The following is a 14,623-nucleotide window of genomic DNA, read 5'->3' on the forward strand; positions in this document are numbered from 1 at the left end:
ATGCCGCAGTTCTTTATCGATCGCCCGGTGTTCGCCTGGGTGGTTGCCCTGTTCATCCTGTTGGCCGGTGCGCTGGCCATTCCGCAGTTGCCGGTGGCGCAGTACCCCGACGTCGCGCCACCGCAAATCGAAATCTATGCCACGTACCCGGGCGCCTCGGCGCAAACCGTGGACGAAAGCGTGGTCAGCCTGATCGAGGAGGAGCTCAACGGCGCTGATCACCTGCTGTATTTCGAATCCCAGAGCAGTCTCGGCAGCGCCACGATCAAGGCGACCTTTCAACCGGGCACCGATCCGGAAATGGCTCAGGTCGATGTGCAAAACCGCCTGAAAGTCGTGGAATCGCGCCTGCCGCAAGCGGTGAACCAGCAAGGTTTGCAGGTGGAGAAAGTCTCCGCCGGTTTCCTGTTGCTGATCACGCTCACCTCCAGCGACGGCAAGCTCGACGACGTGGCGCTCAGCGATTACCTGGCGCGTAACGTGATGAACGAGATCAAGCGTCTGGACGGTGTCGGCAAGGCTCAGTTGTATGGTGCCGAACGGGCGATGCGCATCTGGATCGATCCACAGAAGCTGATCGGCTTCAACTTGACCCCGGCCGACGTCAACGCCGCCATCGTGGCGCAGAACGCTCAAGTGTCGGCCGGCAGTATCGGCGACTTGCCGACCCGCACCACCCAGGAAATCACCGCGACCATTCTGGTCAAAGGCCAATTGTCGACGCCGCAAGAGTTCGCCGACATCGTCCTCAAGGCCAATCCCGACGGCTCCACTGTGCGCATCGGCGATGTGGCACGGGTCGAGATCGGCAGCCAGGACTACAACTTCTCCACCCGCCTGAACGGCAAACCGTCGACCGCCGTCAGCGTGCAATTGGCACCGGGGGCCAATGCCCTGAGCACGGCAACGCTGGTGCGGGCGAAGATGGATGAACTGTCGCGCTATTTCCCGGCCGGGGTGGAGTACAAGATCCCGTACGACACTTCGCCTTTCGTCAAAGTCTCGATCACCAAAGTGGTCTACACCCTCGGCGAAGCGATGTTGCTGGTGTTTGCGGTGATGTTCCTGTTCCTGCAAAACATCCGCTACACACTGATCCCGACCCTGGTGGTGCCGGTCGCACTCATGGGCACCTTCGCGACCATGCTGGCGCTGGGTTTCTCGATCAACGTGCTGACTATGTTCGGCATGGTGCTGGCCATCGGCATTCTGGTGGACGATGCCATTGTGGTGGTGGAAAACGTCGAGCGGATCATGGCCACTGAGGGCCTGTCACCGAAAGAAGCGACGCGCAAGGCAATGACACAGATCACCGGCGCAATTATCGGCATTACGCTGGTGCTGGTGGCGGTGTTTATTCCGATGGCGTTCATGCAAGGCTCGGTCGGGGTGATTTACCAGCAGTTCTCGTTGTCGATGGCCACGTCGATTTTGTTCTCCGCGTTCCTTGCGCTGACGTTGACCCCGGCGCTGTGTGCGACGTTGCTCAAGCCGATTGCCAAGGGTGAGCATCACGAAAAGACCGGCTTCTTCGGTGGGTTCAATCGTGGCTTCGAACGGTTGACCGAACGTTATCAAGGCTGGGTCGCCTATGCGTTGAAACGCACCGGTCGATACCTGCTGATCTATGGCGTGTTGCTGATCGGTCTGGGCGTTTGTTTCAGTCGTCTGCCCTCCTCGTTCCTGCCGGTTGAAGACCAGGGGTACACCATCACCGACATTCAATTGCCGCCGGGCGCGAGCAAGAACCGGACGGTGCAGGTTGTTGAGCAGATTGAAGCGCATAACGCCACGGAACCGGGCATTGGCGACAGCACGATCATTCTCGGCTTCAGTTTTTCTGGTAGCGGGCAGAACGCGGCGCTGGCGTTTTCCACGCTCAAGGATTGGTCTGAACGCAGCAGTGACGACTCGGCGACTTCGATTGCCGACCGGGCCAATATCGCGTTGAGCCAGATCAAGGACGCCGTGGCTTTTTCGGTGCTGCCACCACCGGTTGACGGCCTGGGCACCTCCAGCGGTTTCGAGTTCCGCTTGCAGGACCGTGGCGGTCTCGGCCACACCACACTGATGCAGGCGCGCAGTGAATTGCTCGCCGCCGCCGAGAAAAGTCCGATCCTGATGAACGTGCGTGAAAGCGCTCTGGCTGAAGCGCCGCAGGTGCAACTGGAAGTCGACCGCAAACAGGCCAACGCACTGGGCGTGTCCTTTGCTGACATCGGCAACCTGCTGTCCACCGCCGTCGGCTCGGCCTACATCAATGACTTCCCCAACCAGGGCCGAATGCAACGGGTGGTGGTTCAGGCTGAAGGCGATCAGCGCAGCCAAGTGGCTGATCTGCTGAAAATGCACGTGCGCAACGACGCCGGAAAAATGGTGCCGCTGTCGGCCTTCGTCCAGGCCAAATGGACCCAGGGCCCGGCGCAACTGACGCGCTACAACGGTTACCCGGCGGTTGCCATTTCCGGCGAACCGGCGCCGGGCCACAGTACCGGCGAAGCCATGGCTGAAATCGAGCGGCTGGTGGCACAAGGGCCGGCGGGATTGGGTCAGGAATGGACAGGGTTGTCATTGCAGGAACGTTTGTCCGGCAGCCAGGCGCCCATTCTGCTTGGGCTGTCGCTGCTGATCGTGTTCCTGTGCCTGGCGGCGCTATACGAGAGCTGGTCAATTCCGACGTCGGTATTGTTGGTGGTGCCGCTCGGCGTACTCGGCGCGGTATTGGCGGTGACCTTCCGCGGCATGCCCAACGATGTGTTCTTCAAGGTGGGGTTGATTACCATCATCGGCCTGTCGGCGAAAAACGCGATTCTGATCATCGAGTTCGCCAAGAGCCTGTACGACGAAGGCCATGACCTGGTCGACGCCACGTTGCAAGCGGCACGGTTGCGACTGCGGCCGATCGTCATGACGTCGCTGGCGTTTATTCTCGGCGTGGTGCCGCTGGCGATTGCCACCGGAGCCAGCTCGGCAAGCCAGCAAGCGATCGGTACCGGGGTGATTGGCGGGATGATCACGGCGACGCTGGCGGTGGTGTTCGTGCCGGTGTTTTTTGTGGTGGTGATGAAGTGGGTGAAACGACTTGCCAGTCGATCTTGAACTGGACATTTCGCGATTAAAAAAACCGTTTAATACCTGTCATATTTGACAGTATCGGATAACGAAACCAGTCTTTAATCTGGCTCCTGTCTCGCACTAAGACACCCCGTCTTCTCGATTCAGGAGTCAGTCATGAAAACGATTAACGGCACCTCAGGTTCGTTTACTGCTAATACGACCGATAGCTCCCTTCCAGTGTACGAGGGAGATTCCGATCGAATGATGTTCTTCCGCGACCTGGACTTGGGCTGGTGGACGCTCAGTTCAAGGGCAACCATCACCGATGGAGATCCGGATTACCGGGACATCCTGATCTTTTTTCCAGATGAGGGAAGCGTCAGTAACAAGACCTATGAAATTGTTCTTGATCAAACGTCCGGTAAAGCGTCGGCCGCATGGGTGGTCAGCACCGACAACACCTTTAACCCCTACCCAGCCCAGCTTGGCGAGGTCACCGTCACATTGGATGCAGAAAAAAACTCCGTCAGCGGCACTTTCCACTTCCATACACAATCGTTGGGAGGCATTGACTTTAAAGTGTCTGACGGGAAGTTTGCACTTGAAGGCATCGAAGAGAAACGGTCTATCCCAAAACGGCTATCCGAAGGACATTTCACCGCTGATATCACCGGTGGTCCACCTGAAACGCAAAACTACCAAGCTACTCGGGTGAAGTTGACGCATCTGCCAACGTCCATCTATTTCAAACCCGCCCATTGGCACGGGTGGTCGCAACAGGAAGTTACTGGACAACCCGGTCAACTTGCTGTGTTTGTTCAGGTACTGATTGCTGACACGGCCAAACCGGGCGAGAGCTATCAACTGAGCGAAGACAGTGAAGTTGTCAGGGCGACGTGCATCGTGACTCAAGGTAACGTAAAGAATTTTCAAGCTATCAGTGGTTCTTTGAAACTGGATTCCTCTCCGCCAAAAGAGTCGTCGGCCGGAACGCTCAAAGGTAGCGTTGACTTCGTAGCTCGCAGTGGTGACGGTACTACTATTACGATTGATAACGGCAAGTTCTCGATCACAAACTAAATGTTCACCTGACTCGTGGCAGCCCTTTTGATTTCCCCCAAAAGGGCTGGCGCCTGTAAAAGCGCATTGACCTGGGCTATGGTGCTGAAAAGCCCCGACGCATCGAGTCTCCATGCCCTTCCTCACCCACACCCACCCTCGCCTGTCCGCCGCTACTACCCTCGGTGTCGCTGTGGGCATATTGGCGCCGGCCAATTCAATCATTAGCAAAATCCTCATTGGCTGGAATGTCGCGGTCTGGACTTACCTGATTCTGATGGTTTGGCTCGCCGCCCGCACCCAGTCGCCAGATGTGAAGCGCATTGCCGAGATCGAAGACGAGAACGCCGGGCTGGTGCTGTTCGTGGTGTGCATCGCCGCTATTGCCAGCCTGGCCGCCGTCACCTTCGAACTGGCCGGCAACAAGGAAACCACCCACAAGCTGCTGCATTACGCTTTCACAGCGTTGACCGTGATTGGTTCATGGCTGCTGATCGGGGTGATTTTCTGCCTGCATTACGCCCGCCTGTTCTACACCTGGGGCGGCAAAGGCCTGGCGCTGCGCTTCGCCGAAGGCCTGGAAAACCCCAATTACTGGGACTTCCTGTATTTCTCGTTCACCATCAGCGCGGCAGTGCAGACCTCCGATGTCGGCGTGGCCACGCGAGAATTGCGCAAGATTGTGCTGGCGCAGTCGCTGATCGGTTTTCTGTTCAACACGGCGATTCTCGGGTACTCAATCAACATTGCCGCGGGACTCTTCAACTGATCCGCGCACAAACGTTCTAGTCAGCACCCTCGACGCAGGCGTTAAATACGTCGGCAATCCGTCCCACAGGTGCCGCATGAATACTCACAACTGGATCGACCTGGCCCAGGACGCCGACACCGGCATCGAGACCCTGCGCGCGCATTTCGAGGGCCATGCCTACGATCCGCATTGGCATGACAGCTATCTGGTGGGGGTCACCGAACAAGGGGTTCAGCAATTCAACTGCCGGCGGGCGAAGCATCAGAGCACGCCGGGCAAGGTGTTTCTTCTCGAACCCGGTGACATCCACGACGGTGAAGCGACGACCGAGGAAGGTTTCACCTACCGCATGCTGTACCTCGACCCGCAATGGCTGAGACGAGAACTGAGTGCGGTGTTCGAAAATGCCCCCGACTCCAGTCAATTGAGTTTCGCCAATACCCTGACCAGCGATCCGCGACTGGCCCGCGCCACCAGCGTAGCCTTCCAGACCCTGCATGGCGGCGAACTGAAGATCGTGCGCCAGACTGCCCTCGACGGTTTGCTCGAACGCCTGACCAGTCATCTGCACTGGCGCACCCGTTACGCCGAAGACCCACGCCTGCCGTTGATCGCGCAAAAAGCCCGGGAGTACTTGCACGCTCACGCCCACGAGGACATTGGCCTCGATCAACTGGCCGCCAGCACTGGCGTTGATCGATTTCGCCTGACCCGCGCGTTCAAAGCCGCGTATGGCCTGGCGCCCCACGCTTATCTGGTGCAATTGCGCCTGTCCAAGGCCCGGCGAATGCTTGCCAGCGGCCTGCAACCGGTGACGGTGGCGGTGGCATTGGGCTTTGCCGACCAGAGCCATCTTGGGCGCTGGTTCGTGCGGGCTTATGGTTTGACGCCGGCCATGTACCGCAAGCGCTGCTCAAATCTTCCAGACGCCTGACTCACTGCTCGTGAAGATTGACCCTCGTCAATCATTCACTGGAACCCGTCATGCTGCCCACCTTGTTACCTTTTCTACTGTTTGCGTTCGTCGCCGCCATTACGCCCGGCCCGACCAATATTCTGGTGCTGAGCCACAGCGCCCGTCATGGCTTCAAGGCCGCGCTGCCCATCGTTATCGGCGCCTGTACCAGTGCCGCGTTGCTGGTCATGGTGGTCGGCAGCGGGTTGGGGCAAGTCTTGAAAACACACCCGAAAATAGAAACGGCCATGCAGTGGGCGGGCATTATCTGGTTGAGTTATCTGGCGTGGCAGATTTTCCGCCTGCCGCCTGAGCGTCTCGACCGGCCCTCTCCTTTACAGGCTCCTCGACTCGGATTGTGGGGTGCGGCTGCGCTTCAGTGGATCAACCCCAAGACCTGGATGATGGCATTGGCCGTGATCAGTGTTTTTACCGGGAGCGGTGCAGAGAAAACAACACAGGTAATGCAGCTGTCGCTGGTGTTCTTTCTGGTATCGCTGCCGTGTATGGGAGCCTGGTCTGCAGTGGGCGCAGGGTCCGGGAAATTATTACGATCGACAGCCGCGCAAACGTACTTCAATCGAGGCATGGGCCTGCTGTTGCTTTGTTCTACCTGGTTGCCTGTCACGGTATAGAAGCGAATGTTACTAACACCGAAGAATGCAAACATTTAGCGCGATGATTTCACTATTAATTTCACATGCATCAGCACTTGTAAACTGTCAACTATGACAGTTTACAAGTGGCTCGCTAACAGGCTTTTATAGTTCATCCAGGATTAGGGTCGCGTACGGCCTTTGGATACCTTACCTAAACGTAACGGAGACCGAATCCATGAACGCTGTGATCAAACGTACCAGCTTTGCAGAAGGCAATTACATCAATGCGTCTGCGTTTGCAACTGAAAAGGACATTACGGATTTTATTGCGACATCGCGACTGATCGACCGAGTAAAGTCTGGCCCACAAAAGACTGAAACCGTGAAAATTACTGCCATTGATCGGCCAGCCTCAAAAACAAAAGCGAAAAGCTTGCCCGCCCGCGAGTTGGTTATCTGCATTCCCGCAGACTTTGCGCCGGGTGAATACCCATTGAAAAGTCGTGACGATGTGAGTTTCAGCTTCAAAGACGCCGACGATACTATTTATGAAGGTATTTCGGGCGATATCGTGCTGGAGCCGGGCGTGGGAGACAGTGTCAAAGGTAATTTCAAGATCGATCTCGAATTCCCGGACACCGACGGAGAAACCTTTTTGCTCAAAGGTGTCTTTCAGGTGTTGAAAGCGGGATAGTCCAGATTGAAATCAATAAAAAGGGAAGCCAATGCTTCCCTTTTTACTGCTGCATTAAAACGCGAAATGAACCCCCATATTCACACCCAGCTCCTTGGTCACGTTGTCGCCTTTACTGGTATCCAGTTCAGCATGCAGCTGCCAGCGATCGTTCAACGTCCATGAAGCCCCTGCTCCGACTTCGAACCGGGTACCCGACAAGTCATTGTTGAACTTGTTATCGTTGACTCGCACCTCATTGTTGTTCACAAACTCATGGACAACGGCAGCACGAATATGTGGTTGCACTACGCTGCCGTTGGCCAGTGTCATGCCGCGCCCCAGAGTTACGCCGGCCTTGCCCAACATCGAGCGCGTCGTGTCGGCATCCGCCTTCAAACCGTTATCCAGAGTAAAATCATCGCCTTGTACGGAGGCTGCTTGCCACTGGGTAAACACTTCTGCGTAATAGCCGTCCTTGATATCGATGTGTTTACCAAACTCGACCGAAGCACTGGCCCCCAGATTGTTGTAGTTGCCTTCGGTTCGGGTGCCATCACTCAGCGCCACCTTGGCGTCGTTACGGAAATGATTGAGTTTGACCACGGTATCCAGGTAATAGCCGCTATCACCCATCCACGTGCCGTAGACACCCACAGAGGTGCTGTCGATTTCGCCGGAGCTGCCGCGACTCAAGTCGAGATCGGATTTGCTGTAGCCGGCAAATACGCCCAATAGCACACGCTCTCCTGCGATTTCGAAAGGAGTATCGGCACCGATGGAAAGGCCATATTGGTTCTGGCTGTAACCATCGCCATACGCGTTGTTGCTGATGTTGTAACGATTGCCGTAAGTGCGAACCCATCCACCGGTCTGCCCGCCATTAACCCGCAAGTCGCCCATGCGGTTGTTCAGGGAAGCCATCTCGCCGTAAATCACGGTGGGGGCAGTGCCGAATATCGCCAGCACCGAGCGAGTCGGTGTGCTGACCACCGTCTTATCTGGTTGTAGAAACCAATCGTCGCCTTCCTTGACCAAGCGATAGGTGAACGCCCCGACATCGACCCGCTCATTGACCAAGCCATATTGAGCGCTGGCAGCAACGCTCTGCACCACCTTGATCGACGAATCATTGACCGGCTCAAGACCGGTGCTTGAGACCAGCAACTGATGGTTGCCGGTAGCGCTACCGGTGACGTTCAGCAAGTCACTGATACCTCTGTTGAAATCAGTGCCCATTTCAAACGTGCCGTTGCCCGACAAATTGGCCACGTTCAGCTGGAAATATTCCTGCCCCCCCCCAAAGCGCACTCTGCCGCCATTGTTGAGCGTGAGATTGTTCACCGACTGACTGTCGGTCATTTGCCACAGCGCCTGATTGTTGATGGAGAAATTGGCCACATTGTTCACTTGGCCGGTGAGGCTCGCACCGTTGTCCAGGGTCAGACTCGAAACGCTATCAGCGGCGGCCGTCACATTCCCGATCATGACGCTCTGGTTGTTGATCGATACATTGGCCACGTCTTGCACGTTGCCATTGTGCGTGGACCCGTTGTCGATCACCACGCTTGAGCCGCCCAACACGTTGCCGGTCATGACGCTCTGGTTGTTGATCGATACATTGGCCACGTCTTGCACGTTGCCATTGAGCGTGGACCCGTTGTCGATCACCACACTTGAGCCGCCCAACACATTGCCGGTCATCCGCGCCTGATTGGTGAGCGTTGTCGAGGTAACGTTCTGCAAATCACCGGTCAATGACGCATTGTTCTGGAGCGTGACGTTGGCCGAACTGCCTGAAGCAACCACGACATTGCCAGTCAAGGCACTGTTATCAACGAGCAAATTCGCCGAGGCGCCAACACCGACATCGAGCAGCGTATTGTTACCGGCCAACAAGGTCGAGCCGTTGCGTACCGCAATGTTGGCGACAGTCGGAAAATTCGGCGCATTGATACCGACCACAATGGCCGAGCCGCTGCCGCCTTCCACACGCGTACCGTCCAGCACGATCGTGGTTGGAATGATCGCCGAAGCCTGCGTGTCAGTGCCCACGGTCAAGCCATTGAGCCCGCCCGTGATCGTGCTGCCGCTGGCAGACAACGAACCTTCCAGCAGGCGAATCCCGAAACTGTTGGCCCCAGTGCCTTGCACGGTCGAATTCTGAAGGTTGATCTGGCTGAAACGGTTGCCCGCGATACCGCCTTGCAAACCTCGAACGACAGCCTGGTTGTTCAGTGTCACCGTGGAGCCGCCAACACTGGCGACACCGCGCACCGCCGATATACCAATCCCCGAGACGCTTGTAACCGTTGAATTGTTCAGCGTGGTGCTGGCGTTTGTCAGAACAATACCTTGGGCAAATCCGCCTTCCCCCGCAGAGGTGACGGTCGAGTTGGTCAGGTTGACCACGCCACCGGCAGAACTGGTGATACCGCGCGTTGTGGCTGCGGTGCCAATCAGTGTGGAATTGGTTTGAAGTTGCCAGTTATCCAGAGGTGTACTGGCATCGATGGATTGACTGGTGCCCGTTGGGACAGTGCCTGCGTGGGCCAATGAAGCATTAACCAGCGCGGATGCAAACGTGAATATCCAGATGCCTGTTGATGTTTTAGTAAATAGGGACAGCGGCTTTGACGACATAATTGAGTCCTGCTCGATTGCATTCCATCAGGAACGAGTGACCGACTCAAACGATGTGCGAGCCGGACTAAAACGGCCGCCAGACTACGGTTAAGCTACTCCACCTTATGTAGGACAAATCCCTATGCATGTACGATTAGTCCCTGATTGTTGTGCGAGGCTCCATATCTGGACGTACGCCACTGCACTTCCACTGAAGGAGACGACAACCAATGTCGCCCCCCGCAGTAGGAAGATTTACCTGAAACATCATTTAAGAAGCGGCTAAGGACGCTCTTGCTCGCAATACACAAGACTTGAGTTCAATAGGGCCACAGGGACCGTAACCTGAGTCTCAATCCCGTTAACGGTGTAAGCGATACGCGCATAGCGGGTAACAGGACGTTGACCCGGCGCAGTGCTTGGCAACTGGATCGTCCTGATGGAGGTGTAGTCCGTCAGCCTGAACTCCAGATCGCCCGTGGGCGGCATCGGTGCCGAAGCGGTGATCAGCGTATTAGAAATGGCAGGTGCACCCACTGCATTGGTTGTCCGGCCTTCAAATACCAGATCCACTGTCGCACCCGTCGGGATATTGGCATCACGCCGGACTCTGATTCGCAACTGTCGCGGCTGATACGGCGGCATCGGGCCATTCACGACAGTCGGGTGGTTGAGGCTCGGGCAGTTGATACTGGTCACGATGCGCTCGGGCACCAATGTCGTTGCCGTTCTGAAGGCTGACACAATAATTTGTGGAACCGGCAGATTGATCACAATCGCTGTCACATCGACTTTGGTCGTAACCAGCTGTTTCATCACATTGTTACTGCCTGGGAATCCGACGGTGATGTACGCCTCTCTGGGATTGCCGCCAGCGACAGTACCGTTTCCTTCAGCCCGAATCGTCTCCCACGGTAAGGTGGTTGTGACCGTTGTATCACCAATTCTCACAGGAATTGGAGCACCCACTTGTTTGCCCTGGTAGTAGAACGTAACGATTTCACGGCCTGTCACCGGCCGATTGCCGTCAGCCCACACAGGCCAGTTCATGACGGCCGCATCGCCGGCTTGCGCTGGGCCCAGGGTGTTGGGCGCTGGCAACGGTGTGCCCGCGCCCTGAACCACCACCGGTGGAATGTTGGGGTTTTCCAGGTCCGGCAGGTTGGGTTGCTCCGGCCCTGCGTACGCAAAATCAACGACACCAAACGCTGATGGCGACACCGGATTGACCGCGATGGTCGGGCGCTCCAGCTCATACCAATATTCGAATTCGACCTCATCGGCGCTGTTGGGATCACCAAACACCTGGGCCCAAATGTCGTACTCCACTTCGAAACGCAGTGGACCCGGGGTGCCCGCGGATGGAATCACTTGCTCCGCCAAGGCGATAGGCGAACCGGCCTGGTCGGAGGTGATGTACGGGATGATCCGGTCACCGGGTAACGAATTCAGGGGGAAATCGATTTCCATAATCGACTTGGTGGGTGGAGGGTTCACCGAGGAGAAGGTAATCGGCGTGAGACCGGTGCTCCCGGTGATCGGAATCCGTGGTGCCTGGAGGACCGGTGCCGGGGTTTTGACCCTTCTGAACATGGTGGTGATCGGAGCGTTGTTACTGATGTTCCCGGGCAAATCCGTGAGGTTGTACGAGTAGTAGAAAGTGCCTTCAGCCAACGCAGTCAGATAGGCCAGCGGAATAGTGATCACGCCACCGACGGGCAACGCAAAATCGGCCACAGCGGCGCCTTCGCCTTGCATCAATGGAAAGGTCGTTTGCGTGGAAATATAGAAGTTGACCTTGTCGTTGTTGGCTTCGAACTTGGTATAGGCGGTCGGAATGGTCAGGCGCAGGCCAGCGGCGTTGGCCGGATCGTTCAACCAGGCGTCGTCGATGACGTCAGGCACTGTGCCTGCCAGGGTCAGGAGTGCCGGTCTCGTACCCACGCCGTTGCCGGGGCCTGGTTGGCGTTGGTAGGGCGCGGTCAAGTCGACCAGGGCTTCGGCGAGCGGACGGGAAGTGTCACTGTTATCAAACGCGTCATAGATGATGAAGGCAAGTTCGTAAGGGGTGTAGTCTCCGGCCGCATTGAACCTCTCGATCAAGCTGGTGGTGGGCACATCGAACTCGATCGGGAACGTCCAGTCTCCACCGGGTTCGTTGGCTTTGAATCGGGTTGCAACAACATAAGTGGGATCGAACTCAATAGGCTCGACCCCACGCGGAAACATATGAAGTTCAACTTTGGTGCCGCTATCCGGACCTTTTTCATCAATATCGGCTAACTGCACCTTGATGGAACGGTCTACCCTGAGTTGCTGATAAGTCAATCGACCATCCGGCAGTTGATCGACAATAGTGGGAGGTAAAGCAAGAACACCAACACCCGTTTTAACCTGCATATTCATTTTCGCAAACTCCATGGATGAGTTAATACCTGAACGAACAACGTTATTGTCTAATGGAGAACCACACGACAGCGGGCTGCATGTTCCTGACATTGACGCCTCACAACCTTCAACAACATTTACTGTTGAAGCTAACCCTCCCTGTGCAGTGGGACCACAAAGTTCACTTTGCCCAGGAATAACGCGATCAATTTTTACCAAACCCGACGCCGACCGGCCCAGGGCTACGCCATTTCGATAAAGCGTGTATCGGGCCACCGCCGATGCGTTATTTCCCATCGGCTTTATATGTTGCAGATAGGTATCGCTGCCGAGCGTGAAGACGAACCCCAGGCCAGAATCGGCTTCGGCCTGGGTCAATTTCTTAGAGAGTTGCAGCGCTGTACCCGGAATCGGACCGACGCCGTTCAGGTTGCTGAAACCTTCCCAATCCAGCGTGCATTCATCGTCCAGCACGAACCGCCCCTGCTGTGCGGGAACTCGCACGATCACCGACTCCCAGAGCTTTGGCGACGAGGCGCAATTGAGGTACCCCCACAACGTGGCGCTGGGGAATGTCGGCTCAGCCAGATTGACGGGGATCACACGCCTTACAGTGAACTGTTGAGGTAAGGAGGTATCAGCGTTGCCAGTATCTTCGGCCGTTACCCGATACCGCAGGCTGATTTCTCCGTCTTGTCGCAGGTATTGCGCCGGTAACAGGAAAGAAGCCGGGATAGTCACTGGCACGGGGAACCGGTTGCTGTAGAACAGCGTCTCCGTCGAAGCACCGGGCTCAAGCACCCAGATTTCCAGCAGATCACCATTGCCGGGAATTTGGGAAGGCGCGTCCCACATGGCAATCAGCAAGTTTGCACCGACGATGGAGGCTTCAGGCGGGAGCGTGCCGTTGCCATCCGCACCTTCAACAATCAGCGGTGCGGCTAAAATTCCAATGTTCATTACGCCGCTGTTAGAAGAGCCCATCCGCCGTTCTCCAAAGTGTAAGTACCTGTGGCCTTGGAGAAATTAGACGCGGTATTAGGCTCCTCGCCTACTGTCAGATCTGACAGGTTTTACGACCATTCGTCGGACTTTTACGCGCCACAAGACAGGCTCCCGGCAAGCAAGGCGTGACGCACTGTCGATTCATGCGGTTTTCAGAAACCGGTTTCAGCGCTGAACGAGCGACCTTGAACAACGCCAACAAGAAGGCCCGACACGCACCTGCTGCGCCCCATGGCCCAAGGCGTTTTGCGGCGATGTTCATTGGCTTGGTCCGCCTGGAATTAACGTCGCGGGGCTGAGCCGGGGCGGTGTCGATTCGCCGGGCAGGCCCGCCAGGTCTCCAGAAGCTCCGCCGCACACAACGCGATCCGTTCACACGCGTCCGCCAGCTTCACCTGGTCCACCACCAATCCGATCCGGATATGCCCCGCCGCGCTCGGACCGAATGCTTCGCCGGCCAGAACCGACACGCCATAACCCACTAGCAGCCGTTCGGCGAACCGCTGGGCAGACAACCCGGTGGGACGCACATCGACCATGACGAACATCCCGCCATCGGGTCTGATCGGGCGAATCCCCGGGCAACTGCCCAACCGCGTGCACACCAGATCGCGACGCTGACGATATTCTTCGCGCATCAGCGCTACTTCCGGCAAGTCTTCATCAAGCGCCACTTGCGCCGCGTTCTGGATGAAGTCCGGAATCCCGAACAGCATGCTCAACGACAGGTTCACAAGGTGCTCGGCCATGGGTTTGGGGCCAATCGCCCAACCGACCCGCCAGCCACTCATGGCGTGGGATTTGGACAGGCTGTTGATGGTCGCGGTGCGTTCGGCCATGCCGGGCAAACTCGCCGGGCTGGTGTGTTCGCCCTCGAACAACAGATCGCTGTAGACCTCATCGCTGATCAGCCACAGGTCATGGCGCACGCATAACGCCGCGAGCGCTTGCCACGTAGGGAGCGGCAAACTGGCACCGCTCGGATTGTTGGGACTGTTGAGCAGGATGGCTCGGGTCTTCGGGCTGATCCGTGCCGCGACATCCGCCGGGTCGACGCGAAAGCCGTTTTCCGGTCGAACCGGCACCGGCACGACTGTCGCGGCGCAGGCACCGAACACGCCTTCGTAGGTCACGTACATCGGTTCGGCAACAATCACTTCGTCGCCCGGATCGAGCAGGCATTGCGCGACCGAATACACCGCGCATTGCGCTCCCGGGAACACGATCACATGGTCGCCATCCACCGCTTGGCCGCTGCGCTGGCAATGGCGGCGCGCGATGCTGTTACGCAGCCCTCGACTGCCGCGCACCTCCGGGTAATGGGTGTCGCCGGCCTGCAAACTGTCGATGGCGGCCTGGACAATGGGTTGTGGCGTGTCAAAGTCTGGATCGCCAATCGACAACAGCAGGACATCGACGCCCTGCTCGCGCATTTCCAGCGCTCGGTCATGAATCTGCCAGGCGGCGGCTCCGTCGCCGGCGATTCGTTGGGTCAAGGCTGAATAGCGCAT

General features: G+C 57.1%; 9 protein-coding genes. 6 read left to right on the plus strand and 3 right to left on the minus strand.

Annotated features, from left to right (window positions below; genetic code table 11):
* The 6 genes from BMS17_RS00785 (at position 1) to BMS17_RS00810 (ending at position 7,115) form a co-directional block, all read left to right on the plus strand.
* Positions 1-3,099 carry an efflux RND transporter permease subunit gene (locus BMS17_RS00785; protein WP_046027350.1) on the plus strand — a complete coding sequence of 1,033 codons (3,099 nt, stop codon included), beginning with the start codon at positions 1-3 and terminating at the stop codon, positions 3,097-3,099.
* Positions 3,100-3,231: 132 nt separating this feature from the next.
* On the plus strand, positions 3,232-4,137 hold the full coding sequence (locus tag BMS17_RS00790) for a hypothetical protein (RefSeq protein WP_077430207.1): 906 nt from the start codon (positions 3,232-3,234) through the stop codon (positions 4,135-4,137).
* A 112-nt stretch (positions 4,138-4,249) separates the two neighbouring features.
* The gene (locus BMS17_RS00795) at positions 4,250-4,885 is read left to right on the plus strand and encodes a DUF1345 domain-containing protein (RefSeq protein WP_046027352.1); all 636 of its coding nucleotides are present in this window, start codon (positions 4,250-4,252) and stop codon (positions 4,883-4,885) included.
* Positions 4,886-4,961: 76 nt separating this feature from the next.
* Entirely contained in the window at positions 4,962-5,801 is an 840-nt protein-coding gene (locus BMS17_RS00800) for an AraC family transcriptional regulator (RefSeq protein WP_046027353.1), read from the plus strand.
* 50 nt (positions 5,802-5,851) lie between these two features.
* A complete protein-coding gene (locus tag BMS17_RS00805; RefSeq protein ID WP_046027354.1) occupies positions 5,852-6,457 on the plus strand; it encodes a LysE family translocator in 606 nt (201 codons plus the stop codon).
* A gap of 199 nt (positions 6,458-6,656) precedes the next feature.
* Positions 6,657-7,115 carry a hypothetical protein gene (locus BMS17_RS00810; RefSeq protein ID WP_077430208.1) on the plus strand — a complete coding sequence of 153 codons (459 nt, stop codon included), beginning with the start codon at positions 6,657-6,659 and terminating at the stop codon, positions 7,113-7,115.
* A 54-nt stretch (positions 7,116-7,169) separates the two neighbouring features.
* On the opposite strand, the gene BMS17_RS00815 is transcribed toward BMS17_RS00810, so the two are convergent.
* The 3 genes from BMS17_RS00815 to BMS17_RS00825 all read right to left on the minus strand — a co-directional run bounded on the left by BMS17_RS00815 (position 7,170) and on the right by BMS17_RS00825 (position 14,623).
* A complete protein-coding gene (locus BMS17_RS00815) occupies positions 7,170-9,650 on the minus strand; it encodes an autotransporter outer membrane beta-barrel domain-containing protein (protein ID WP_256577120.1) in 2,481 nt (826 codons plus the stop codon).
* A 351-nt stretch (positions 9,651-10,001) separates the two neighbouring features.
* Entirely contained in the window at positions 10,002-13,091 is a 3,090-nt protein-coding gene (locus tag BMS17_RS00820; protein WP_077430210.1) for a hypothetical protein, read from the minus strand.
* A 302-nt stretch (positions 13,092-13,393) separates the two neighbouring features.
* Positions 13,394-14,623, minus strand: a complete 1,230-nt coding sequence (locus BMS17_RS00825) for a pyridoxal phosphate-dependent aminotransferase (RefSeq protein ID WP_046027358.1) — start codon at positions 14,621-14,623, stop codon at positions 13,394-13,396.

This window comes from Pseudomonas sp. C9, assembly GCF_002000165.1.
Lineage (GTDB): Bacteria > Pseudomonadota > Gammaproteobacteria > Pseudomonadales > Pseudomonadaceae > Aquipseudomonas.

Bases quoted from the DNA above. Each gene is read 5' to 3' on its own strand.
- BMS17_RS00805 (WP_046027354.1), top strand. From the start codon at position 5,852: ATGCTGCCCACCTTGTTACCTTTTCTACTGTTTGCGTTCGTCGCCGCC.
- BMS17_RS00800 (WP_046027353.1), top strand. From the start codon at position 4,962: ATGAATACTCACAACTGGATCGACCTGGCCCAGGACGCCGACACCGGC.
- BMS17_RS00790 (WP_077430207.1), top strand. From the start codon at position 3,232: ATGAAAACGATTAACGGCACCTCAGGTTCGTTTACTGCTAATACGACC.
- BMS17_RS00810 (WP_077430208.1), top strand. From the start codon at position 6,657: ATGAACGCTGTGATCAAACGTACCAGCTTTGCAGAAGGCAATTACATC.
- BMS17_RS00825 (WP_046027358.1), bottom strand. From the start codon at position 14,623: ATGCGCTATTCAGCCTTGACCCAACGAATCGCCGGCGACGGAGCCGCC.
- BMS17_RS00785 (WP_046027350.1), top strand. From the start codon at position 1: ATGCCGCAGTTCTTTATCGATCGCCCGGTGTTCGCCTGGGTGGTTGCC.
- BMS17_RS00795 (WP_046027352.1), top strand. From the start codon at position 4,250: ATGCCCTTCCTCACCCACACCCACCCTCGCCTGTCCGCCGCTACTACC.
- BMS17_RS00820 (WP_077430210.1), bottom strand. From the start codon at position 13,091: ATGGGCTCTTCTAACAGCGGCGTAATGAACATTGGAATTTTAGCCGCA.